This window comes from Pantoea sp. PNA 03-3 (assembly GCF_003201175.1).
GTDB classification, from domain to species: Bacteria; Pseudomonadota; Gammaproteobacteria; order Enterobacterales; family Enterobacteriaceae; genus Pantoea; species Pantoea stewartii.
Window position 1 is genome coordinate 278,677 of the sequence record NZ_QICO01000001.1, and the last position, 24,767, is coordinate 303,443.

Consider the following 24,767-nt stretch of genomic DNA (forward strand, 5'->3'; position numbering starts at 1 on the left):
TTCTCAATAATCAAAGGGGCACATTTGAGCCTGTTGCCGTGCCCCCCTGATTTGCTTTTATGACAGGTTATCACCCGCCGAAGATTGTCAGCAGGCAAAGTATGCCGCGTATGGTACGGATTACGCGTGCAATTTCCAATATCAATTATCGTTAAGCATAAACCTGATGGTGACTGACCACGATATTTTGCCTTCCGTCTTATTTTTGCCAACTGCACTGGCAAGAGAGATAAGATGAAAAGCAGAGAATAAACACGGTCAGATAAAGGCGTTATTCACGCCGACAATAAGCCGCAATGAAAGCAGAAATGAAGATCTCATGGTGAGGGTAAGGATATGTCTACTGTCGGGTGGGATTTATCCCGCCCGACAAGAACGTACATCTACGCTTTTATCGTGCGGAAGCGGCACAACGCAGCATCCATGCCCTACATCATCTCCAGCGACTGCACGCCCTTTACTTCCATGATTTTGTCATACAGATGCGCATCGCTGGATTTCCGGGAGAGGGTAACCTGAACGCTTAATTCACATAAACCGCTTTCCTCGTTCCGGTTAATGACCGAAATATTGCCATAGCGGATGCCTTCGCGTTGCATGACCAGCAGCACCAGCGGCACGCTTTTCGCCTTGAGATAAACAATTAACGTATGGTGTTTACCAATCAGTAAATGACTCAAACGGCGGAAAACCTCGAGCACCACCAGAGCCAGCACGGTGCCGTAAATGCCGATTTCATACATGCCGCTCCCGATGACCAGGCCGATTGCGGCGGTAACCCAAAGCCCGGCAGCCGTCGTCAGGCCTTTAACCACCTGTTTTTGGATCAGAATCGTTCCGGCACCCAGAAAACCCATGCCGCTGACAACCTGTGCCGCGACGCGGCTGGGATCGAGTGCAACGTGATCCTTCATCAACATGTCGGCAAAGCCATATTTAGACACCAGCATAAACATCGCACTGCCAATCCCCACCAGAATATGAGTGCGTAATCCGGCTTCTTTGGCACGCATCTGACGTTCCAGGCCAATCAGACCGCCCAGAATGCCCGCCAGCGCAATACGAATCAGCATATCCATTAACATTCTTTTTCTCCGTTCGACATCATGGTTAAACTATATTCCGCCACGTGACTATGTGATAACAGGATAATTCTGCTTGTAATAGGTCAGGATATTTTTTGTAAAAAGCTATTTCTTCTCTCGACCCCATGTCAGGGCTGACATATTCTTGCTTAGCCTTTAACTCACCTTCCCGGAGTCTGATTGATGAAAGCCGCGACTTTTCTGCTGGCTGGTGCCGCGTTGTTATTGTCTGCCTGCAGCAGTAACAGCGATGACAACGAGCCGCCACAACAAGCTACCGCCGCCCACGTTCAGCCACGTGTGGTTATGTCTGCAATGGCGGAGGCCAGTTGTGCCAATGCAGGGGGAACGCTGGCGTTTTCAAATCAACTGGACGGCTCGCGCATCGGCATGTGTCAGTTAGTCAACGGACGCCGCTGCAGCGAGCAGGCATTGCTCGGCGGTAACTGCGCCCGCTAAACGCGGAGGCCGGCTGTGACCGGCCTGCGTTATCAGGTCGTCACCCGGTTCGGACAGTCTTCGCCACGATGAAGCTGGCTGAGGTTTTCCAGCGTGGTTTCTGAAATTGCCGTCAGAGCTTCAGCGGTCAAAAAAGCCTGATGGCCTGTGAACAGCACGTTGTGGCAGGCTGACAGGCGGCGGAAAATATCATCCTGAATGACATCATTCGATTTATCTTCAAAGAACAAATCCCGCTCATTCTCATAAACGTCCATGCCTAACGCGCCAATTTTTTGCTGCTTAAGTGCATCAATGGCGGCCTGAGAATCAATTAACCCACCCCGACTGGTATTAATAATCATGACGCCATCGCGCATCTGCGCAAACGCGTTAGCATTAAGCAGATGATGGTTTTCCGGCGTTAACGGGCAATGCAGTGTAATCACATGCGACTCGGCAAACAGGGTTTTCAGATCGACATATTCCGCGCCCAGCGATAACGCCTGTTCCGAAGGATAGGGATCGAAGGCCAGTAAACGCATGCCAAATCCTTTTAAGATGCGCAGGGTGGCTATGCCTATTTTGCCGGTGCCAATAATGCCGGCGGTTTTGTTATGCATATTAAAACCGGTCAGGCCGTCCAGCGAAAAATTCGCATCGCGGGTGCGTTGATAGGCGCGATGAATACGGCGATTCAATGTCATCATCAGGCCGACGGCATGTTCAGCGACGGCTTCCGGGGAATAGGCGGGCACGCGAACCACTTCCAGACCCAGTTCAGCCGCGGCTTTCAGATCGACATTATTAAATCCGGCGCAGCGCAGGGCGATAAATTTCACCCCCAATTCCGCCAGTTCCTCCAGCACCGGGCGGCTACCGTCGTCATTCACAAAAAGACAAACCGCATCACAGTCTACGGCGGTCTTAGCCGTGCTTTCGCTCAGCAAAAAATCATAAAAGACCAGATCGAAACCATACTGTTTATTGACCTGTTCAAAATATTTCTGGTCGTAGTGTTTAGTACTGTATACGGCGATTTTCATCGTGGTGCTCCTGGAAAAGGGATGCAACAAGGATAACGTTTTCTCTTACTTTTTGCTGACACCTCTTTAACCTTACCGGTCAAACCTTCACCTTCGGCGTGTTACGTGCCATCATTACGCCCAGGATATTGAAAAAAAAGGAGTCTTGTTTTCATGCCACGGAGTTTCCGTCGACGCCTGGCCGCGATTCTGGCGCTGATTTTATTGCTGCTGGGATTACTGCTGACTCTTACACAGTGGCTGCCGCGTCTGGTGGGCCTCTGGCTACCTGCAGGCACGCGCGTCGAACTGGAAAACAGCCCACGCTGGCATGACGGGCAACTCATTTTCCCATCTCTTCATTATTTAGCCGGTGACTGTCGCCTGGCGAGCGTCAAAAACGCGGCGCTGGGCCGGCAACAGTCGCGCTGGACGCTCAACGCACAACAGGTCACGTTGCAAAGCGAATGCCTGCAACAGCTGCCCGAATCACAAACCGCCTCAACCGCACCGAAAACGCTGGCAGCGTGGCAGGCCATGCTGCCGGGCGCAGATATTCACATTGATAAGCTGACGATCTCGCCCTGGCAGGACTATGCCGGTGGCCTGGATTTAACCCTTAATAAAGCCAGCCAGCAGCTGCATTACCGGGGCGATAATTTACAGCTTGAGGCCACGCTGGAAGGTCAGCAGCTGATGGTCAGACAATTGACGATCACCCATCCGGCGCTTCCCGAGCCGCTCAGCCTCAAAGGTCATTTTGAACTGCCGCAATACGCTAACGGCCTGCCGGTTAACGGCGAGATCGCGGGCGCGCTGGCCCTGGACGGGTTTCCGCAACCGCTAAAAGCGGCACTGAGCTGGCAGCATGAAAGCGGCCTGCTGAACATCACCACAGCGGATGCTGCCCGTCCCTTGCTGCGTCTTCCGTGGCAGGCCAGCCGTGACCGCATCACTATTGAGAAGGGTGAATATTACTGGCCACTCACGGCGCAACCCTTGTCGGGCTTTGTGACGCTGACGCTGGATAACTGGCAGGCCGGGCTGGATGCCACAACGGTCACTGGCCGCCTTAACCTGCTGACGCAGGGGCGGGGCGGCAAAGGCAATGTCGTTCTGGGCATAGGTCCCGGTCATCTCAGCCTGACGCAAAGCCAGCTGCCGTTACAACTGACCGGCGACAGTAAATTTGCTGCCATGCAGCTGTTCGGCAGTATTCCTGGGCAACTGACCGGATCATTACTGAATCCCGAACTGATTGTTAAACCCAACGCACTGTTGCGCCTGCGCGGGCGTTTACTTTCAACGCTGAACGTGGATGAAGCGCGCTGGCCGCTGGCGGGGGTGCGCTTATCGTCCCGGGGCATTTCTGGACGCCTGCAGGCCATTCTGCGCGCGCACGATCCCAGCTTTGGCCGCTTCACCCTGCATCTGGACGGCGGGGCCCGTGACTTCTGGCCGGATACGGGTGAATGGCGCTGGCGCTACTGGGGAGAAGGCGAGATGCATCCGTTACAGGCGAAATGGGATGTCAGGGGAACCGGTGGCTGGCGCGGCACGCTTATCCATCTTGATACCTTGTCGACCGGTTTTAACCAGATGCAATACGGCAGCGTGCGGGTGGAAAAGCCGCGTTTAATCCTGACTGCCCCGGTGAACTGGCAGCGAGAGGCGGACAAGCCTTCCTTTGACGGAAAATTTCAGATGCAGGCCGGTCAGACGCACTTCAGCTACGGGGGCTGGCTGGCTCACTCAACGCTGGATTTTGCCGCCCGCGGGCGCGATCCCGGTCATTTTGTCTGGGGCGGCGAACTGAAAGCCGGCAAGGTCGGCCCGGTACGGGTTAACGGGCGCTGGGATGGCGAGCGCCTGCGCGGTCAGGCCTGGTGGCCCACGCAGTCGCTGACGGTTTTTCAGCCGTTGCTCAGCCCCGATCTGAAAATGAAAATTCGCGCGGGCGAACTGCGCGCTCAGGTGGCGTTTTCTGCCGCCGCTCAGCAGGGTTTTCACGCGGGCGGACACTGGACGGTGAAAAACGGCAGCGTCTGGACGCCAGACAGCCAGATTAACGGCATCGATTTCTCGCTGCCATTCCGTCTGCAAAACCAACAGTGGCATTTTGGCTTACGTGGACCAGTTTCATTGCGCATCGCAGAAATCAAGAATCAGTTTGCCATGCAGAATATTCAGGCTGACTTACAAGGCGCCTGGCCATGGCGGGAAAACGATCCGCTCTGGTTGCAGGATGTCAGCATGGATCTGCTGGGCGGGAAAATTACGATGCCGTCTCTGCGGATGCCACAGCACAGCCCGGCGCGTGTGTCGCTTCGGGATATCAGCCTGAGTAAACTCGTCAGCGCGATTAAACCCAGGCAGTTCGCGATGTCGGGCAGGGTGAATGGCGAATTACCGCTATGGATCACGAATGCGCGCTGGATCATCGAAAATGGCTGGATTGCCAACAGCGGGCCGCTGACCTTCCGGATGGATAAAGACATGGCCGATGCCATCACCCAAAATAATATTGCGGCAGGCGCCGCGATGGACTGGCTGCGCTATATGGAGATTTCGCGTTCCTGGGCCACGCTGAATCTGGATAATCTGGGCGAACTGACCATGGTCGCGCAGGTGCAGGGCACCAGCCGTTTCAGCAACCGCAACCAGACCGTAAATTTAAACTATCGTCATCAGGAAAACCTGTTCCAGTTGTGGCGCAGCCTGCGCTTTGGCGATAATTTGCAATCCTGGGTGGAGGAAAATGCCACTCTGCCGTCGAAAAAGGAACCCTCACCATGAGCCTCAGGGCCTTACTGCTGCTGATAGCCGGACTCCCGCTGACGGGCTGTGTACCGCGCATCGAAGTTGCCGCGCCAAAAGATCCGATTACCATCAACATGAATGTGAAAATCGAGCATGAGATCCACATTAAAGTGGACAAGGATGTGGAAGCGTTACTGAAAAATCAGAGCGACCTGTTTTGAGGAGAGCCCGCATGAAACGCATCGGCATCACATGCTTACTGGCCCTTACGATGAGCCTGCCCGCCTGGGCATTGACGCTGGATGAAGCCCGTCAGTCAGGCCGGGTGGGAGAAACACTGTCAGGATATATTGCGCCGCGCGCAGATGACAGCGACACGCTGGCACTGGTTAAACGCATTAATGACGGTCGTGCTGCACAGTATCAACGTCTGGCAGAGCAGAACAACCTGACAACGGATGAGGTGGCCAGAATCGCCGGACAGAAGCTGGTAAACCGTGCCGCAGCGGGGGAATATGTACGCGGCATCAACGGACAGTGGCTCAGGAAATAGCCGGGCGACAACGTTGTACGGCAGGCATAAAAAAACCGGGCTCAGCCCGGTTTTCCAGATAAGATCGGCGAATCAGGCCGCAACGATGTGTTTGATCGCGTCTTTTGCTTCGGCGGTGGCTTTTGTCGCGACTTCCGGGCCATAGGCAATGCCTTCAGCAAACACAAACTCGACATCAGTGATACCGATAAAGCCCAGGAACAGCTTGACGTAAGGAGTCAGCAGGTCAGAAGCGGTATCTTTGTGAATGCCACCACGGCTGGACAGAATCACGGCGCGCTTGCCTTTGACCAGGCCTTCCGGGCCGGCTTCGGTATAACGGAAGGTCACGCCAGCACGGGCGATCAGGTCGAAATAGTTCTTCAACTGCGTAGGAATGTTGAAGTTGTACATTGGGGCAGCAATCACCACCACATCATGTGCCTGCAGCTCTGCAATCAGCGCATCAGACAGTGACAAGGCTTCCTGCTGACGCGGTGACAGCGGCGCATCGGAAGGACGCAGCGCGCCCACTAACTCACCATCCAGCACCGGTACCGGGTTTTCTGCCAGGTCACGCACGGTCACCTGATCGCCTTTGGCCTTTGCCTGCTCAGCATAGAAGTCAGCCAGCTGACCAGATTGTGAATAGCCTGCAAGAATGCTTGATTTCAGAACTAATACTTTGCTCATCGTAGTTTCCTGTCTGTTACGCGGAAGGCTTCCCGCTCAATGGCTTACACTTTACAAACATTGAACGGAGCGGGAAAGCGCAATATTTCGAGAGCTATATTCGAATTAATTGAACAACCCGTCATGCGCGAGGTCCGCGCGGCAAACGGGAATGTGCTATGATAGGCGCAATTATTATCGTTAATCAGCGGGTTATCTTAGCACTGTACGCTGAGTCCACACCGCCTGAGTAAGGTACGTCATTACTATGTCTTCTCCGGTTTCATCTCCCTTAACGCCGCTTTGGTCGCGGCTTGATGCCCTGATGCTGCGCGACCGGCAGCGGCTGCAACGCCGGTTGCACGGTGCCAGAAAAGTGAAAAATCCTGATGCCCAACACGGTATTGCCGCCGAACTGGAGCAGGATATTCTCGCGGCTGAACAGCGCGTGGCCCAGCGTATTGCCGCCACACCGCGCATCACGTTCCCGGATAATCTTCCGGTCAGTCAGAAACAGCAGGATATCGCGGATGCGATTCGCGCTCATCAGGTCGTGATCGTGGCAGGTGAAACCGGGTCGGGAAAAACCACCCAGTTGCCCAAAATTTGCCTGGCGCTGGGACGCGGTATCACCGGTTTAATTGGCCATACGCAACCTCGTCGTCTTGCGGCGCGCACCGTCGCGAACCGCATTGCCGAAGAGCTGGAAACGTCGCTGGGCGGCTGCGTCGGCTACAAAGTGCGCTTTAATGATCAGGTCGGTGAAACCACGCAGATTAAGCTGATGACCGACGGGATTCTGCTGGCGGAGATCCAGCAGGATCGCCTGTTGATGCAGTATGACACCATCATCATCGATGAAGCGCACGAACGCAGTCTGAATATCGACTTCCTGCTGGGCTATTTGCGTGAGCTGCTGCCGCGCCGTCCGGATCTTAAAGTCATTATCACCTCGGCGACTATCGATCCGCAGCGCTTCTCCCGCCACTTTAACAACGCGCCGGTCATTGAAGTATCGGGCCGGACTTATCCGGTGGAAGTCCGTTATCGTCCGGTCGTCGAAGAGGCGGACGATGTGGAACGCGATCAGCTTCAGGCGATATTTGATGCGGTTGATGAGCTGAGCCAGGAGGGCCGGGGCGATATTCTGATCTTCATGAGCGGCGAGCGGGAGATTCGCGATACCGCCGATGCGCTGATGAAGCGCGATTTGCCGCATACCGAAGTGCTGCCGCTGTATGCGCGTCTGTCGAACAGTGAGCAAAATCGGGTATTTCAGTCACACAGCGGGCGACGTATCGTGCTGGCGACGAACGTTGCCGAAACCTCGCTCACCGTGCCGGGCATCAAGTACGTCATCGATCCGGGCACGGCGCGCATCAGCCGCTACAGCTACCGCACCAAAGTTCAGCGTCTGCCGATAGAGCCCATTTCTCAGGCTTCCGCGAATCAGCGTAAAGGACGTTGCGGCCGCGTATCGGAAGGGATCTGTATCCGGTTGTATTCTGAAGCGGATTTCCTGAGCCGTCCGGCCTTTACCGATCCCGAAATTCTGCGCACCAATCTGGCCTCAGTCATTCTGCAGATGACCGCGCTGGGACTGGGCGATATTGCGGCGTTCCCGTTTGTGGAAGCGCCGGATAAACGCCATATTCAGGACGGCGTCAGATTGCTGGAGGAGCTGGGCGCGCTGACCCTGAGCGAAGAAGGCCATTATAAACTCAGCGGCTCGGGCCGCCAGCTGGCGCAACTGCCTGTGGATCCGCGCCTGGCACGCATGGTGCTGGCTGCCCGGCAGTACGGCTGTGTGCGCGAAGTGATGATTATCGCGGCAGGTTTGTCGATACAGGATCCGCGCGAACGCCCGGCAGAGAAGAAGCAGGCCTCCGATGAAAAACACCGGCGTTTTGCTGACAAAGAGTCTGATTTTATGGCCTTTGTTAACCTGTGGAACTACCTGGGCGAGCAGCAAAAAGCGCTGTCCGGCAATGTCTTCCGTCGCCAGTGTAAAGCCGATTTCCTTAACTACCTGCGCGTACGGGAATGGCAGGATATCTATACCCAACTGCGTCAGGTGGTCCGTGAGCTTGGTATTCCGGTGAACAGCGAACCGGCGGAGTATCGCGAGATCCACTGTGCGTTACTGACCGGTTTACTGTCGCATATCGGCCAGAAAGATGCGGAAAAGCAGGAGTTTACCGGTGCACGCAATGCGCGCTTTGCCATTTTTCCGGGCTCAGGTTTATTCAAAAAACCGCCCAAGTGGACAATGGTGGCGGAGCTGGTGGAAACCAGCCGACTCTGGGGCCGTGTTGCCGCGCGTATCGATCCGGAATGGATAGAACCGCTGGCACAGCATCTGATCAAACGTAGCTACAGTGAACCGCACTGGGAGAAATCGCAGGGCGCCGTCATGGCCAGTGAGAAAGTCACCTTGTACGGCTTGCCGATTGTGGCCGCGCGCAAGGTCAACTATGGCGCGATCGATCCTACGCTGAGTCGCGAATTGTTTATTCGCCACGCGCTGGTGGAAGGCGACTGGCAAACGCGCCACGCTTTTTTCCGTGCTAATCAGAAGCTGCGCAGTGAAGTGGAAGACCTGGAACATAAATCGCGTCGCCGCGACATTCTGGTAGATGACGAAACCTTGTTTGCCTTTTACGACCAACGTGTAGGGAAAGAGGTGGTTTCCGCACGCCACTTTGACAGCTGGTGGAAACAGGTCAGCAAAACCACCCCGGAACTGCTCAATTTTGATAAGCAGATGCTGATCAAAGCGGGCGCCGATACGGTCAGCCAGCTCGACTATCCCAATGTCTGGCATCAGGGCAATCTCAAACTCAGGTTGAGTTATCAGTTTGAACCCGGTGCGGATGCCGATGGCGTGACGGTCCATATTCCGCTTCCGCTGCTGAACCAGGTCGATGAAGCCGGCTTTGAGTGGCAGATTCCCGGTGTACGGCGTGAACTGATTATTGCGCTGATTAAATCGTTACCGAAGCCGCTGCGTCGTCATCTGGTGCCCGCGCCAAACTATGCCGAGGCGTTTTTAGGCCGCGTGACCGCAATGGAAATGCCGCTGCTTGATGCCCTGTCGCGCGAGTTCCGCCGGATGACGGGCGTGACGCTGGAGCGGGACGACTGGCAATGGGAACAGGTGCCCGATCATCTGAAAATGACCTTCCGGGTGGTAGACGAACACAACCGTAAGCTGCAGGAAGGTAAAGATCTCGCGGCGCTGAAAGTGCTGCTTAAAGGCAAGGTGCAGGAAACGCTGTCCAACGTGGCGGATGATGGTCTGGAACAGCGCGGTTTACACCTCTGGAGCTTTGGCGATTTGCCTCGCAGCTACGAGCAAAAACGCGGCAACTACCAGGTAAAAGCCTGGCCCGCGCTGGTCGATGAGAAAGACAGTGTGGCCATCCGGTTATTCGACAGTGAGCATGAGCAGCAGAAAATGATGTGGCGCGGTCAGCGTCGGTTGCTGTTGCTGAATATTCCGTCGCCGGTGAAATATCTGCACGAAAAATTGCCGAATAAAGCCAAGCTGGGCCTCTATTTTAATCCCTATGGCAAAGTGATGGAGCTGATCGATGACTGTATTGCCTGCGGTATCGATAAGCTGATTGCCGAGGCGGGTGGACCGGCCTGGGAACAGGCGGCCTTCGATGCGCTGCGCGAGAAGGTCCGCGCCGAGCTGAATGATACCGTGGTGGAGATAGCAAAGCAGGTTGAGCAGATTCTGACGGCGGTCTTCAATATCAATAAGCGCCTTAAAGGTCGGGTTGATATGACACTGGCACTGGCGCTGGCCGATATTAAGGCGCAGATGAATGGGCTGGTGTACCGGGGATTTGTGACCCAAAATGGCTGGCGGCATCTGGCAGATACCTTACGTTACCTGCACGGTATTGAGCGTCGGCTGGAAAAATTGCCGGTTGATCCCCACAGCGACCGCGCCCGTATGCTCCGGGTTCAGGCCGTTGAACAGGCCTGGCAGGCCTGGCGCAACAAACTGCCGCCGCAGCGTCAGGATGATGAGGATGTGCTGCATATTCGCTGGATGCTGGAAGAACTCCGCATCAGTCTGTTCGCGCAGCAGCTTGGCACGCCTTATCCCATTTCAGATAAGCGCATCATGCAGGCGATGGAGCAGATCACCGCCTGACGGCGGCAAACAGGGTCTTGTAAGAATAAAAAAGCCCGCATTTAAGAATGCGGGCTTTTTTGTGTAACGGTGAGAGCTACTGCGCCAGCGCTTCCAGCCGGTCTTTAAATGACGTCACGGCAATCGCGCGGTTGTCAGCCAGATAACGGTCTTTCGCCGCCGGGGCAGAACTCTGCACCGCTATCAGTTGCCAGCCCTTATCGCCTTTCAGCAGAAGCGGAGAACCGCTGTCGCCAGGCAAGGTATCGCACTGATGCGATAAAACCGCCCGTTGCGCCCAGCCGGTAATCAGGCAGTCGCTGTGTGAATACAGGCTGTCGAGATGATCGGCGGGATAACCTGCCTGGGTCACCTTGCGGCCCGCCGCTTTCAGCGCTTCGGTTAAGTCACTACGCGAACCTTCAAACAGCGGAATCGGCGTAATGGCAGAAGGGGGATTGCGCAAAATAATCAAACCGTAATCGAACGGCGCTGCATTGCTGGGGACGATCCAGCCTTCGCCATCCGCTTTCAGCTTATGCACCAGCGACGGTTCAACGCGCGCATCAATGTCATGAATTTCGTAGCGCCAGCCTTTTTTGGTAGACATAAAACGTAGCGCTACGGGTTTATCAAATTTACCTGGAGGTGTCAGTAAACAGTGGCCCGCCGTCAGGGCAAGATGGGGAGAAATTAACGTGGCGGTGCACAGATTACCGCTCTCGGTTTCCAGTTGTCCTATCGCATCCCAGGGGGCCGCGCTGACATCGGTAATGGCCTGGCGATGATCTTTGCCAAAAAACAACATTTTAATTTCGGCGGGTGTCGGTGAATCATCATTATCATCAGCATGAACAAACGCGGTGAAACTGAAAAGTCCAACGATTAACAGGGTAGCCAGGCGCATAGAACTCTCAATAGCGAGAAAAAGAAAACGTTTTTGTTATTACTAAAGTGACATAACTATAGTCAGTGAGGCGTGAAAAAGGGAGTTTTTTCAGTGAATCAGTACGCTACAGCGACTAAATAAAAAAACTGGCCGCGATAACGCCACATAAGATCATCACAATCAGAATAATTTCGAAGCGATAGCGACGGACCATATTAGCCACTCCAGTAAAGAAACACCCGGCAGAACCGGGTGTTTTTAATTATTAACGCTTACTCGGACCCTAAAGGGCGACCTTATTTTTTAGCGGCTTTTTTGTGGTGCTTTTTAGCTGCCTGGGCTTTCTGAGCTGGCTTTTTGGTGTGTTTTTTAGCGGCCTGAGCTTTCTGGGCTGCTTTTTTGTGGTGCTTTTTAGCGGCCTGAGCTTTCTGGGCAGCTTTTTTGTGGTGTTTTTTAGCAGCCTGGGCTTTCTGAGCTGGCTTTTTGGTGTGTTTCTTAGCAGCCTGCGCTTTCTGTGCAGTGTCTTTCTTCGCTACTTTCTTCTTAGCGGCCTGCGCTTTCTGGGCAGCTTTTTTGTGGTGTTTCTTAGCAGCCTGCGCTTTCTGTGCAGCTTTATGATGCTTCTTATGGACAGCAGCTTTGTGCTCAGCTTTAGCAGGTGCAGCGGTGGTGGTCGCAGCCGCTGGAGCAGCAGTTGCAGGAGCGGCAGTTGTCTCAGCAGCGAAAGCAACTGAAGACAGACCCATAGCAGCGGCGATTACCAGTGCAAATAATTTTTTCATTGCAAAATCCTCGGACTATTTTTTCATGTGTAGCCCACTGCGGGGCCGGTGAGAAGACTATATGAAAATAAAACTGGCGCGTCCGTGGGTGATTGGTATCGCTGTGTAACCGATTGTACAAAGGGGATGTACGGGAGGAAAAGGCGGCCCTCAGGCCGCCTGCTACCTTAACTGTTCAGGTAACGTTGCTCAAGATGTTTGCGGAAATAGTCTGGGTTGAGCGCTTCGCCAGTAGCATTGACAATCAACTGTTCGGTGGTGAAACGGCTGCCATGTTGCCAGATATTCTGCTGCAGCCAGTCAAATACCGGCTGCAGGTCGCCATGCTGTATCAGCTCGGCGGATTGCGGAATTGCGTTTTGTAACGCCTGGAACAGCTGCGCAGCGTACATCGCCCCGAGTGTGTATGTCGGGAAATAGCCGAAGGCGCCATCGGTCCAGTGAATATCCTGCATGCAGCCATTGCGGTAGTTGCCGCGCGTATCCAGACCCAGGGATTGTTGCATCTTTTCATCCCACAGCGCCGGAATGTCTTCAACCTCAATCTCGCCTTCAATCAGCGCGCGTTCGATCTCGTAGCGCAGAATGACGTGCGCCGGATAGCTCAGTTCGTCCGCATCCACCCGAATCAGGCCCGGTTTAACCTGCTGCGTCAGCCGGACAAAGTTATCTGCCTGAAGGGCGGGCTGGTCACCGAGCTGACTGATGATTTGCGGCAGGATACGCTGCAGGAAAGGCGCGCTGCGTCCCAGTTGCATTTCCATAAACAGACTTTGTGACTCATGGATCGCCGTGGATCGCGCCAGCGCAACCGGCTGACCGCGCCATTGCTCAGGCAAATTCTGTTCGTAGCGCGCGTGGCCAGTCTCATGAATGACGCCCATCATGGCGCTCAGAAACTCATCCTGATTGTAGCGGGTGGTAATACGCACATCTTCGGGCACGCCGCCGCAGAAAGGGTGCGCGCTAATGTCCAGGCGGCCATGGTTAAAATCAAACCCCAGCTCGGCCATCACGCGTAAACCCAGTTCGCGCTGTGAGGCTATCGGGAACGGTCCCTGGGGCGTGATCACCGGCTGCTGAGCCTGTTTTTCGACGACCTGCTGCAACAAGTGTGGAAGCCAGGTTTTTAACTGCCCGAAGGTATGATCCAGCGTGGCGCTGGTCATGCCCGGTTCAAAAACGTCAAGCAGCGCGTCATAGCGGGAGCAGCCGTTCGCTTGCGCACGCAGTTCAGCTTCCTGACGGCTTAAGCGTACGACCTCTTTCAAATTGGTCGCAAAACCCTGCCAGTCGTTTGCCGGACGCTGTGTGCGCCAGGCATGCTCACAGCGCGATCCCGCAATGGATTTGGCTTCGACCAGTTCAGCGGGCAGTAATGTTGCCTGAACATAAGCGCGGCGCATTTCGCCCAGATTGGCGCGTTCAACATCATTCAGCGATTGCTGTTCTGCCTGATCCAGCCAGTCACCAATGCGTTTATCCGTCAGAATCTGATGTTGCAGCACACTCATTTCCGCCAGCGCTTCGCCCCGTGCGGCGCTGCCACCGGCGGGCATCATGGTTTGCATGTCCCATCCGGCGATGGCGCTGAGATGACTGAAACGCGACAGGCGCTGGAAGGTCTTACAAAGGTGTTGATAGGCTGAAGTCACACAAAGCTCCTGAATGCGTTAACGTCGTGGAAGTTCCCGAAAGGGGAGATCGAGCGGCCAGCTAAAACGCAGGCTGGCACCGCCAAGCGGGCTGGTTTCAACGGAAACCCGGCCGCTGAGCGCATGGGCGATGGAGTGAACGATGGCCAGGCCAAGTCCACAGCCGCCCGTTGCGCGGTCGCGACTCGGATCGAGCCGGACAAAGGGTTCAAATACACGTTCACGTTCTTCATGGGGGATCCCCGGACCGTCATCGTCGACCTGCAAATTACCGACTGCGCCGTCAAACCATAAGCTGACCCGCAGGCGCTGGTTTGCATAGCGCAGCGCATTATTGACAAGGTTGTCCAGCACGCGCTCCATAAGCCGGGTGTCTGAAACGCCGTAATTTTCCCGCTGGGGTAAGTCCAGCTCAATCTGCGTATCCGGGTTGATGGCCTGGAAGTCTTCCATGCGTTCACGCAACCAGCTGGCCAGATCCAGCGACTGCAAATTAAGGTCGACGCGTGGACGATCCAGACGGGCATAGGTCAGCAGCTCTTCAATCAGGCTTTCCAGCTGACTCACATCACGATTCAGCGCCGCAGATTCGGCTTCGCTCAGATTATCGCTCATCTCCAGACGATAGCGCAGCCGCACAAGCGGTGTACGCAACTCGTGAGCGATACCATCAATAAGCTGTTTCTTGCTGGCGACGAGCGTATTGATATTCTCAGCCATTTGGTTAAATGCGACGCCAACGCGAAACAGGCTGGAGGTGCTGTCGAAATGAGTACGCACGTCCAGTTGCCCCTGACCAAAACGCTGAGCGGCATGTTCCAGTCGCAGCATCTCTTTCCAGTGCGGACGCAGCCAGATAAATACCGGCAGCCCAAGCGACATGCCAATAAATACGACCAGTGCCATATCCAGCAGGCGCATTTGATGCAGATAAAAAAGGTAAGGTATAGGTCCGACGGTCAGGACATAATGACTACGCGGAATGTGTTGCAGGAAGGTGTATTTGTCGTCCAGCGCAACGATTTCGCCCGCACGCAGACGGCGTAACTCATTTTCATCCAGTTCGAACCGGCTCATGGGCTCAATATGCAGCTCAAATGACAAACCGAGATCCAGACTTTTGATCGTCTTATTCCAGTCGCGCGGCGGTATTTCACGCAGTTCACTGCGGATCAGGTAGAGCGAGCTGGCCATCAAGTCGTTCATGGACTGGCGGCCTGCGCGTTCGGCGGTAAATTTATAGACCAGCCCGACCATCAGCGACATCACCAGAAAACAGACAAACAGCAGCAGGTAGAACTGAATAAAAAGTTTTTTCATACCGAACGCGTGTCCCAGGCCTGCGGCGCAAACAAATAGCCTTTGTTGCGGATGGTTTTGATGCGGAATGGCTCTGTTGCGCTGTCGTGCAGTTTTTTACGCAAACGCGAGATGGCGACATCAATACTGCGATCCATGCCATCGTAACTGACGCCGCGTAAGGTTTTCAGCAAGGCATCACGGTTAAGAATTTGCCCGGCATGGCTGGCCAGCACCCAAAGCAGATCAAAATCCGCCGTGGATAGGGCGATATTTTCTTCAAACAGCACGACCTGGCGATTCAGGGCATCGATGGTCAGTGAGCCAAACCGCAACATGCGTGTATTTTTCGTCGGCGCAGGGGCTTCTTCACTTTGCACCTGTTGTGACTGACGCAGGTGCAGACGCAATCGCGCCAGCAGAACGGCTGGGGGGGCCGTTTTCAGAATATAGTCCTGCGCGCCCATCTCCAGCGCGAGGATATGGTTCATATCACTGTCAAGGGAGGTCAGCAGCACGATCGGCCCCTGCCAGTTTGCCCGTAAGTCACGGCAGATTGACATGCCATCTTTGCCGGGCAGCATGATGTCGAGCATGACCAGGTCGGGTTGCTGTTCGGCAATGGTGGCTTCAGCCCGATCGCCGCGCGTCTCAACAATCACTTCAATATCATGGCGTCCCAGGTAGGCGGCAATGAGCGAACCGACCTCCGGTTCATCTTCTACGTAAACGATTTTATGCATAATTCACACTAACGTAAAAAGGAGGGATAAAGCATAACTTTTCCTGGCGCAGAGCTCTATCCAATCACACGAAATATCCTTGAGTAACTGGTATATAATCCGCAAAATATGCAATCATTAACCCTGCGTTTAATATGAGTTCCGGATTCATTGTGATCACCTTGAGGAGCCAAAGTGTTTGATAAAGAGCTGGCATCAGCGGTATACCGTGATCGCATCCGCTTTAACTACAGTGATTTCCTGTCGGCATCCTGCAAAAAACGTTGGAGCTTTGTGGATGCCATCTATGGCGTACTGCCCATATTCGGCATGGTGACACGCAAATCTGCGCACAGTTTACAGGCAAGTGAAGATCACCTGAAAGAATTAGCCTTGCAAATCATATCAACCCAGGTCAGCGACGAAATCAACATCGCCCGCCTGATTACGTTAGCCGAGCAGCAGCACATTGCCCACGTGGATATCCAGCTTCCGTATCCGCTGTCAGAGAAACAGCTGGAGGCGATTCATGAAGAGTACCGTAAGCCCGTGACGCTGACACAGCAGGGTGACCTGCTGTGCGTGGTTCTCGGTCAGTCTCACTAAGTCAGTAGGGCCCACATCGCAGGCAGGGTTGCCACCATAATACAGACCATGGCAACCCGCTCAACGGGCCGCAGTGCCACTGCATGTCCGCCCCGACGTGCGAACATAAACAGCAAAATGCCCGGCGCATAGAGCACGACAGACATAAACAGATGCAGTGGACCGGAGGCATACAGCAACCAGATGCCGTACACGCTGGCACCGATGCCTGTCACGAGCGCCCAGGGTTTATGTTGCCCTTTGACCACCTTGATCAAATACAATCCCACCAGTAAATAGGGCACCAGAATCATTTCTGAGGCAATAGTCAACAGCATGTTGTAATCCGCACCGGTCAGGGCGATCAGGATCAGGCAAACCTGCACACTACCGTTTGTCAGCCACAGTGAGGCGGCTGGCGCATTACGGACGTTCTGGCGGGCAATACTGCGGGGGAAAGCACCTTGCTGCGCGGCAATAAACGGCACTTCTGCCGCCATAATGGTCCAGCTCAGATAGGCACCGCAGACAGAAATAATCAAGCCCACGACAATGATTGCGTTACCCCAGCTTCCCGTCAGTTGCGTCATCAGGCCCGCCATTGAAGGGTTACGCATTTCGGCCAGCGCCGCGCGCGGCACGATCCCTAACGACAGCAGGGTGACCAGCAGATAAACCAGCAGGGCGGCCAGCACGGCCAGCAGCGTTGCCCGTCCGACATCCTTTTTATGGCGAGCTCGCGACGAGACCACTACAGCACCTTCCACGCCGATAAACACCCACAGCGTGATTAACATGGTCTGTTTGACCTGTTGCCATAACGGAACGCCGAGGCTCAGCCCGGAAAAATCAAAATGGAAGCGGTCATAATTGAAGGCCATGACGGCCAGCACCACAAACAGCAGCAGCGGCACCAGTTTGCCCAGTGTCGCCAGCAGGTTAATGCTGGCGGCGGTCTGAACGCCCCGCAATACCAGCCAGTGAACCAGCCACAGCACTACGGATGCGCCCAGCATCGCCTGCCAGGTATTCCCGTTACCAAAAATAACCCTGTCTGGCGTATCGGTGAAGAAACTCAGGGCAGAGAAAACAATAACCAGATAGGACACGTTGGCGATAACCGCACACAGCCAGTAACCCCAGGCGGAACAAAATCCCGTCAACTCACCGAATCCAGCGCGGGCGTAGGTAAAGATACCGCCATCCAGATCGGGTTTGAGTCGCGTCAGCAGCAGCATCGCCAGCGACAGGAAAATAATCCCTGCGCCGGTGATCAGCCAGCCAGTCAGCAACGCGGCCGGACCTGCGACCGCCGCCATATTTTGTGGCAAGCTGAAAACACCCGCACCCAGCATGGAGCTGAGTACCAGCGCGGTCAGGGCACTGAGGCCTAATTTTTTCTCCAAAACATTCTTCCTGCGAGCATAAGTGGCTGGGTGACCAGCATAAACACCCTATTATATCGGTGTTGTGTTGCGTAAATCGCGTGTAATACGCTGAAAAACAGGCGGAGGATTTTACGGAGTGCGGTGAAGGATGGCAATGCGTGACTATGCAAAATTGCGCAGGGATTATGCAAACAGTTGGGCGGCTTGCGCCGCCCTTAATTGCTTATTTGAACAGATCGGCGGTCACGGTTAGGTTACCCCCGCTCTGGTTCTGCCACTGGCGTGTGATGTGGTAGAACTTCGCACCTTTGCCAGCCGCACGTTTGGCGGCTTCCTGCGAGACTTCGGTTGGTGTGCCGAAATGGCCGCTGAAGGTGACCGTATCAAACGGCTGCATCTGTGCCGCGGTGACTGCGTTCAGCTCCTGGATTTCCCGACCGTCTGGCAGCGTCACAGAATAGCGTTTACCGGTTGAACTCTGCGTTTCAAAGAAGCGGCCCACGGCATTGCTTGGGGTTTCAGAGGAGGCAACGCCCGGAATCTCGACTTTTTTCGCCTCAGCACCGCCTGCGGCCAGCGCGGCTTTACCTGCCTGAGAATCAGCCGGAATGCTATCCGGGCTCTGCACGGCGCGCTGTTTTGCATCCGCCTTATAGATGTAAGCGGTAATGAACTGGTTGCCACCGGTATTGGCATCAACCTGACGCACAATAAAGAAGGACGCAGCGCCTTTTTCTTTCGCGGCTTTAGAAATTGCCTCGTTCACATCGGGCTGGCTGGGGAAAAAGCCGGTCACCGTCACGGTATCAAAGGGTTCAAGGCGATAGGCTTCCGCTTTCGGCAGCTCTTTCAGGCCATTAAACATCCGGTAGTCGGTTTCCTGACTCGCTTTAGGCGCATTCGCCTTATACAGATCCGCGGTTACGCGCCAGTTACCACTGTTACCGTTGCTGTCGTTAATACCTTGAATGTAATACGAATCTGCATTCAGTTCATCAGCACGTTTGGAGACGGCATCCGCCGCATCGCCAATTGCATTAAAACGACCGGTGATATTAATACGTTCGAATGGCTTCAACGCGGCCGCTTGTTCTGGCGTCAGCTCTTTAGCGGCAAACGCATTTCCCGCCAGCAGAGATAACAATGTAGATGCCAGAATAGTGTTCTTCAGCTTCATAAAAATGATCCTTCGCCTTACGCAAAATGAGTACGAAAACGTGCTGGACTCTTGATGTATAACAGAATAGCTGCTGATTATTACATGTTATAAACACGCTGTCGCAGCCAATTTTTGCGATTTCTCTCTCGTGGTGATCCGGTTTTTTTTATCCCGGCGTCACGAATCAGTATTTTACCTTACGCTTAAGACAGGCAGATGAAATAAACGTTCGTAACTTTATCAAAACCGTTAATGCGTTGTTAAATTTAGGTTTTTTCGAAAGGAATATTCGTATCGAAGGGCGCTTAGTTAGTTATTTATCTGCCAGTGATGCGATCAGACAGTGACGTTATGCGGCATAACGAGGCCAAAACTGGATATTACCGCGAATGTGACATTGGTGCGTCTGTGCAGTAGATAACCTGTAACATTTTCAGTAGGTTTAGACACGATTATGCCCTTGCATTTATTCACACCGCCTGAGCGCGGATGACGTCAGAGCAGTCTGTACCACAAGGGTCATCATCCTTTAATCGATGAAAGGGAACACTATGTTAATTGGAATACCCAAAGAGCGGTCAGCCAATGAGTCGCGCGTGGCTGCCACGCCGAAAACCGTTGAACAACTCATCAGGCTGGGTTTTAGCGTCACGATTGAACAGGGTGCGGGTAAGCCTGCCAGTTTTGATGATGACAGCTATGTCAACGCCGGCGCCACGCTGACCGATCGCCAGCAGGTCTGGCAAGCCGATATTGTGCTGAAAGTGAATGCACCCGGTGAAGACGACATTGCACTGATGCGCGAGGGCAGCACGCTGGTCAGTTTTATCTGGCCTGCTCAGCACCCTGAACTGCTGGATAAACTGGCTGCGCGTAAGGTCACCGTTATGGCGATGGACGCCGTGCCCCGTATTTCCCGTGCGCAGTCGCTGGATGCGCTGAGCTCAATGGCCAATATTGCAGGTTATCGGGCCATCGTGGAGGCGGCACACGAATTTGGTCGCTTTTTCACCGGTCAGATCACCGCTGCCGGGAAAGTCCCGCCTGCCAAAGTGATGGTGATTGGTGCGGGCGTGGCGGGTCTGGCGGCAATCGGTGCCGCAGGCAGCCTGGGCGCGGTTGTTCGCGCCTTTGACACGCGTCCGGAAGTGAAGGAACAAGTGCAAAGTATGGGCGCAGAGTTCCTTGAACTGGATTTCAAAGAAGAGGCGGGGAGTGGTGATGGTTACGCCAGAGTCATGTCGGATGCTTTTATTAAAGCAGAAATGGCGCTGTTCGCTCAGCAGGCCCAGGAGGTGGATATTATTGTCACCACGGCGCTGATTCCGGGTAAACCTGCGCCGACGTTGATCACCAGGGAAATGGTGGCCAGCATGAAGCCTGGTAGCGTCATTGTTGACCTGGCGGCACAAACCGGCGGCAACTGTGCGCTTACCGTCGCCGATCGGGTCACTGTAACGGACAACGGCGTAAAAATTATCGGGTATACGGATCTGCCCAGCCGGTTACCGACGCAATCATCTCAGCTCTACGGCAGCAATCTCGTCAACCTGATGAAATTGCTTTGTAAAGAGAAGAATGGCGAGATCGTCATTGACTTTGATGACGTCGTCATCCGCAGCGTCACGGTGATTCGAGACGGCGAGATCACCTGGCCTGCGCCGCCAGTTCAGGTCTCCGCCGCGCCGAAAACCGCGGCTGCCGCTGCACCGGCGCAAACGAAAAGCCCGGCGGCACCCGTTTCCCCCCGGCGTAAATATGGGCTGCTGGCAGGCGCTGTCGTACTCTTCGCCTGTCTCGCGAATGTTGCCCCCAGTGAATTCCTGTCACATTTCACCGTCTTTGCGCTGGCCTGTGTGGTGGGCTACTACATGGTCTGGAATGTGAGTCATGCGCTGCATACGCCGCTCATGTCAGTCACCAATGCGATTTCGGGCATTATTGTGGTAGGGGCAATATTGCAAATGGGGCACGGCGGCTGGGTGAGTTTTCTTTCTTTTATTGCCGTATTGATCGCCAGCATCAATATCTTCGGTGGCTTCACCGTCACGCAGCGTATGCTGAAAATGTTTCGTAAGGGGTAAGCTATGTCTGGCGGATTAGTGACGGCAGCCTATATCGTTGCTGCAATTCTGTTCATTATGAGTCTGGCGGGTCTTTCAAAACATGAGACCTCAAGACAGGGCAATATATTTGGTATCAGCGGCATGGCGATTGCGCTGATCGCGTCTGTATTTGGTCCCGACAGCAGTCATGTTGTCTGGATTTTGCTGGCGATGGTTATTGGCGGTGCCATCGGTATTCGGCTGGCGAAACGGGTAGAAATGACCGAAATGCCCGAGCTGGTGGCGATACTGCACAGCTTCGTCGGCCTGGCCGCCGTACTGGTAGGCATTAACAGCTATATCGATCATGCTCCTGGCTTGCCGGCGGTTATTGAAAACATCCATCTCAGCGAAGTCTTTATCGGCATCTTTATCGGTGCAGTCACCTTTACGGGCTCGCTGGTCGCCTTTGGCAAATTGTGTGGCAAACTCTCGTCGCGGCCCTTAATGCTGCCTCAGCGGCATAAGCTGAATCTGCTGGCGCTGGTCGTCTCGTTTTTACTGCTACTGTGGTTTGTTAACACGCAAAGTCGCGGTGCGCAGGTGTTTGCGCTGGTGATCATGCTTATCATTGCGTTGGCGTTTGGCTGGCACCTGGTGGCCTCCATCGGTGGTGCAGACATGCCGGTCGTTGTTTCGATGCTCAACTCTTATTCCGGTTGGGCGGCCGCAGCGGCAGGGTTTATGCTCAGTAACGATCTGCTTATCGTGACCGGTGCGCTGGTTGGTTCCTCGGGGGCAATTCTCTCTTACATAATGTGTAAGGCCATGAACCGCTCGTTTATCAGCGTCATTGCCGGTGGATTTGGCAGCGATGGCACAGCTTCAACGGCAAGTGATGAGACCGGCGAACATCGTGAAATCAGCGCAGAAGAAACGGCAGAGATGCTCCGATCTTCCCGTTCCGTGATCATTACGCCCGGCTACGGCATGGCCGTTGCACAGGCACAGTATCCGGTAGCGGAAATCACGGAAAAACTCCGCGCCCGCGGCATCAACGTGCGTTTTGGTATTCATCCGGTCGCCGGCCGTTTGCCTGGCCATATGAACGTTCTGCTGGCAGAGGCGAAAGTGCCTTATGACGTGGTGCTGGAAATGGACGAAATCAACGACGATTTTAGCGATACCGATACAGTACTGGTTATCGGGGCCAACGACACGGTTAATCCTGCGGCGCAGGATGATCCGGGCAGCCCGATTGCCGGTATGCCGGTGCTGGAAGTGTGGAAAGCGCAAAACGTTATTGTGTTCAAACGCTCAATGAATACGGGCTATGCCGGTGTGCAAAATCCGCTGTTCTTTAAAGAAAATACTCACATGCTATTTGGGGATGCCAAAGCCAGCGTAGAAAGTATTCTGAAAGCGCTGTAAAAGAAAAGGGCGACGATAACCGTCGCCCTTTTTACTGAAGGCCGCGTTAATCGTGCTCGTCTTCGTCGTCAAGCGTAATGGGCGAGACAAAATCATCCGGCTTAATCGCCAGCAGGTCACAGCGCAGGTGATCGATCACCTGCTCAGCCGTATTCCCCAGGAAAGCTGCCGACAGTCCGGTCCGTCCAATCGTCCCTAACACCACAATGCCCGCGCCAAGGTGGGCGGACAATTCCGGGATCACTTCTTCCGGCAGGCCTTTTTCAACGTGGGTAAACTCTTCACTGATGGAGAATTTTTGTCGCAGGGCCTTCATGGCTACCAGATGCTGGCCGCGAATGGCATCGTTGTAGACGCTGGGATCAAAATCGGGCAGTTCGATAGCAATGTTGATTGGCGTAATCGGATAGGCGCCCACCAGATGCACTTCGGTATGATTGACGCTTTCGGCCAGTTTAACGGTTTCGCGAATGAGTTTCTGATTAAGCGCATCGTGGTGCGGTTCTTCGCTGGCCAGATTGACCGCCACCAGCGCTTTGCCGCCTTCGGGCCAGGGTTGATCCTTAACCATCCACACCGGGCAAGGGCACTTACGTAACAGGTGCCAGTCTGTCGGTGTAAAAATAACCGCTTCCAGCCGGTCGTGCTGGTGCGCCATTTTCAGCACTAAATCATGTTGATGCGCCAGCACTTCTTGGATGATTGCTTCATAGGGCCGGTTGTGCCAGATGACTTTAATGTCTATATCCACACCAGCATCCAGATAAGCCTGCGCCTGTTCACGAATCCATTCCGAGCGCTGGCTGATCACACCCTGACGCATCGCGGTGCGTTCATCTGGTGACAGCAGGGTGGTCATTTCGTATGAAAAGTCGTAGATGGGCAGAAATGCTTTGATTTTGCCGCCGATAAGCTGGTTGAGATAGACCGCACGTCGCAGCGCGGGCTGGTCATCCTGCTGAGGATCAATGGCGACCAGAATGTTTTGATACTGGGACATAGGCTACTCTCCTTAGACCGACGCGACTGGTTTAAAGATAGCCTATGTTAAGTGCACTAAGAAAGTGAAAAGATGTAGCCGGATCAACAAAATAAGATTTGTTAACCCGGCCTGAGGATTACGCCGCCTGGTGGCTCTGACCGGCCAGCGCTTCCAGCATCGCGTGGTTCTCAATGGTGATATATTTGCCTTTTACGGCCAGCATACCCGATTTCTGGAAACGCCCCAGCAGTCGGCTAATGGTTTCAACGGTTAACCCTAGATAATTCCCGATATCGCCGCGCGTCATCGTCAAACGGAACTCACGCTGTGAGAAGCCGCGCTGGCCATAGCGGCGGGATAAGTTCCAGACGAAGGCGGCCAGGCGCTCTTCCGCGTTTTTCTTGGACAGCAGCAAAATCATGTCCTGGTCGCCTTTAATTTCACCGCTCATCAGGCGCATCATCTGCTGACGCAGGGCAGGCATTTTGCCGGACAGGTCATCCAGCGTATCGAAAGGAATTTCGCAGACCATCGCCGTTTCCAGCGCCTGGGCGAAGCTGGGATGACTGGCGTTCATAATGGCGTCAAATCCCACCAGATCGCCGGCCAGGTGAAAACCGGTGATTTGTTCATCTCCCTGCTCGGTGATGGTATAGCTTTTAATGGTGCCGGAACGGATTGCGTAGAGCGACTTCAGCTCATCACCCGCTTTGAACAGCGTATGGCCTTTTTGAATGGGTTTTTTTCGCTCAATAATATTATCAAGCTGATCCAGCTCATGTTCATTAAGGGTGAAAGGGATGCATAGCTGACTGATGCTGCAATCCTGGCAGTGAATCGCACAACCGCCTGACTGAATACGTTTTTCAGGGAACATAGTAGTTTGCTCGACGATAATTGACTGGGGTCAATTTTACCATTTTCTCGGTGTAAGGGAACTCATCCGAGCAGTTTTTAGGCATACAAAAAGTGTGGTTTCCGCAATACTGCTAAAGGCTGTTATGACAGGGTTTTTTGATGTCATCTTATTAAGATCGTAAACAAATCTTTACGGATTTTTGATCTCATACAGAATTTATCTTAATCTGAAAGGCCAGAAGGGACGATAAAAACGGGATTAGCGCAGGCTTTACCGATTTTGCTACTATTTGGTTTCAAGTCAATTTTGCGT

General features: G+C 54.1%; 20 protein-coding genes. 8 read left to right on the forward strand and 12 right to left on the reverse strand.

Translation table 11 applies throughout. From position 1 onward, the window contains the following. Window positions 1–428 precede the first annotated feature (428 nt). Window positions 429–1,085, reverse strand: a complete 657-nt coding sequence (locus tag C7433_RS01290) for an MgtC/SapB family protein (RefSeq protein WP_110267463.1) — start codon at window positions 1,083–1,085, stop codon at window positions 429–431. 183 nt (window positions 1,086–1,268) lie between these two features. Between C7433_RS01290 and C7433_RS01295 the strand changes: the two genes are divergently transcribed. Further along, window positions 1,269–1,544 carry a DUF333 domain-containing protein gene (locus C7433_RS01295; protein ID WP_039340234.1) on the forward strand — a complete coding sequence of 92 codons (276 nt, stop codon included), beginning with the start codon at window positions 1,269–1,271 and terminating at the stop codon, window positions 1,542–1,544. 32 nt (window positions 1,545–1,576) lie between these two features. Here the strand turns inward: C7433_RS01295 and C7433_RS01300 are convergent, their stop codons facing one another. Then, window positions 1,577–2,569 (reverse strand): 2-hydroxyacid dehydrogenase, encoded by a 993-nt coding sequence (locus C7433_RS01300; RefSeq protein ID WP_110267464.1) that lies wholly within the window; start codon window positions 2,567–2,569, stop codon window positions 1,577–1,579. A 153-nt stretch (window positions 2,570–2,722) separates the two neighbouring features. On the opposite strand from C7433_RS01300, the gene C7433_RS01305 reads away from it, so the two are divergent. From C7433_RS01305 to C7433_RS01315, 3 genes are read left to right on the forward strand one after another with little or no spacing between them, the layout of a single operon-like run. Then, complete coding sequence (locus C7433_RS01305) at window positions 2,723–5,344, forward strand: YdbH family protein (RefSeq protein WP_110267465.1); 2,622 nt, start codon at window positions 2,723–2,725, stop codon at window positions 5,342–5,344. Then, on the forward strand, window positions 5,341–5,529 hold the full coding sequence (locus C7433_RS01310; protein WP_006119266.1) for a YnbE family lipoprotein: 189 nt from the start codon (window positions 5,341–5,343) through the stop codon (window positions 5,527–5,529). The genes C7433_RS01305 and C7433_RS01310 overlap by 4 nt, the downstream gene beginning before the upstream one ends. Window positions 5,530–5,540: 11 nt before the next feature. Further along, the gene (locus C7433_RS01315; RefSeq protein WP_033741770.1) at window positions 5,541–5,861 is read left to right on the forward strand and encodes a YdbL family protein; all 321 of its coding nucleotides are present in this window, start codon (window positions 5,541–5,543) and stop codon (window positions 5,859–5,861) included. A 72-nt stretch (window positions 5,862–5,933) separates the two neighbouring features. Here C7433_RS01315 and azoR read toward each other — a convergent pair whose 3' ends face one another. Then, window positions 5,934–6,533: an FMN-dependent NADH-azoreductase gene (gene azoR / locus C7433_RS01320; protein ID WP_006119264.1), complete on the reverse strand. Its 600-nt coding sequence runs from the start codon at window positions 6,531–6,533 to the stop codon at window positions 5,934–5,936. A 247-nt stretch (window positions 6,534–6,780) separates the two neighbouring features. On the opposite strand from azoR, the gene hrpA reads away from it, so the two are divergent. Next, window positions 6,781–10,680 carry an ATP-dependent RNA helicase HrpA gene (gene hrpA, locus C7433_RS01325; RefSeq protein WP_110267466.1) on the forward strand — a complete coding sequence of 1,300 codons (3,900 nt, stop codon included), beginning with the start codon at window positions 6,781–6,783 and terminating at the stop codon, window positions 10,678–10,680. A 76-nt stretch (window positions 10,681–10,756) separates the two neighbouring features. On the opposite strand, the gene C7433_RS01330 is transcribed toward hrpA, so the two are convergent. From C7433_RS01330 to rstA, 5 genes are all read right to left on the reverse strand, one after another. Beyond that, window positions 10,757–11,566, reverse strand: a complete 810-nt coding sequence (locus C7433_RS01330; RefSeq protein WP_006119261.1) for a serine protease — start codon at window positions 11,564–11,566, stop codon at window positions 10,757–10,759. Between the two features lie 278 nt (window positions 11,567–11,844). After that, window positions 11,845–12,330, reverse strand: a complete 486-nt coding sequence (asr, locus tag C7433_RS01335) for an acid resistance repetitive basic protein Asr (protein ID WP_006119259.1) — start codon at window positions 12,328–12,330, stop codon at window positions 11,845–11,847. Window positions 12,331–12,497: 167 nt separating this feature from the next. After that, complete coding sequence (locus tag C7433_RS01340) at window positions 12,498–13,985, reverse strand: carboxypeptidase M32 (protein WP_033741765.1); 1,488 nt, start codon at window positions 13,983–13,985, stop codon at window positions 12,498–12,500. 18 nt (window positions 13,986–14,003) lie between these two features. After that, on the reverse strand, window positions 14,004–15,305 hold the full coding sequence (rstB, locus tag C7433_RS01345; RefSeq protein WP_006119257.1) for a two-component system sensor histidine kinase RstB: 1,302 nt from the start codon (window positions 15,303–15,305) through the stop codon (window positions 14,004–14,006). After that, on the reverse strand, window positions 15,302–16,027 hold the full coding sequence (gene rstA, locus C7433_RS01350; protein WP_006119256.1) for a two-component system response regulator RstA: 726 nt from the start codon (window positions 16,025–16,027) through the stop codon (window positions 15,302–15,304). The genes rstB and rstA overlap by 4 nt, the downstream gene beginning before the upstream one ends. Before the next feature lie 174 nt (window positions 16,028–16,201). Between rstA and C7433_RS01355 the strand changes: the two genes are divergently transcribed. Beyond that, window positions 16,202–16,612: a hypothetical protein gene (locus C7433_RS01355; protein ID WP_033741763.1), complete on the forward strand. Its 411-nt coding sequence runs from the start codon at window positions 16,202–16,204 to the stop codon at window positions 16,610–16,612. On the opposite strand, the gene C7433_RS01360 is transcribed toward C7433_RS01355, so the two are convergent. Continuing rightward, on the reverse strand, window positions 16,609–17,997 hold the full coding sequence (locus C7433_RS01360) for a basic amino acid/polyamine antiporter (RefSeq protein WP_033741762.1): 1,389 nt from the start codon (window positions 17,995–17,997) through the stop codon (window positions 16,609–16,611). The genes C7433_RS01355 and C7433_RS01360 overlap by 4 nt on opposite strands. A gap of 205 nt (window positions 17,998–18,202) precedes the next feature. Further along, window positions 18,203–19,156: a DUF1471 family protein YdgH gene (gene ydgH / locus C7433_RS01365; protein ID WP_006119253.1), complete on the reverse strand. Its 954-nt coding sequence runs from the start codon at window positions 19,154–19,156 to the stop codon at window positions 18,203–18,205. A 533-nt stretch (window positions 19,157–19,689) separates the two neighbouring features. Between ydgH and pntA the strand changes: the two genes are divergently transcribed. After that, window positions 19,690–21,222, forward strand: a complete 1,533-nt coding sequence (pntA, locus tag C7433_RS01370) for a Re/Si-specific NAD(P)(+) transhydrogenase subunit alpha (RefSeq protein ID WP_110267467.1) — start codon at window positions 19,690–19,692, stop codon at window positions 21,220–21,222. Between the two features lie 3 nt (window positions 21,223–21,225). After that, window positions 21,226–22,614, forward strand: coding sequence for a Re/Si-specific NAD(P)(+) transhydrogenase subunit beta (pntB, locus tag C7433_RS01375; RefSeq protein WP_054687714.1), 1,389 nt, complete (start codon window positions 21,226–21,228; stop codon window positions 22,612–22,614). A 46-nt stretch (window positions 22,615–22,660) separates the two neighbouring features. On the opposite strand, the gene uspE is transcribed toward pntB, so the two are convergent. Then, on the reverse strand, window positions 22,661–23,614 hold the full coding sequence (gene uspE, locus C7433_RS01380; protein WP_006119247.1) for a universal stress protein UspE: 954 nt from the start codon (window positions 23,612–23,614) through the stop codon (window positions 22,661–22,663). Window positions 23,615–23,732: 118 nt separating this feature from the next. Next, the gene (locus C7433_RS01385; RefSeq protein ID WP_006119246.1) at window positions 23,733–24,473 is read right to left on the reverse strand and encodes an FNR family transcription factor; all 741 of its coding nucleotides are present in this window, start codon (window positions 24,471–24,473) and stop codon (window positions 23,733–23,735) included. Window positions 24,474–24,767 lie beyond the last annotated feature (294 nt).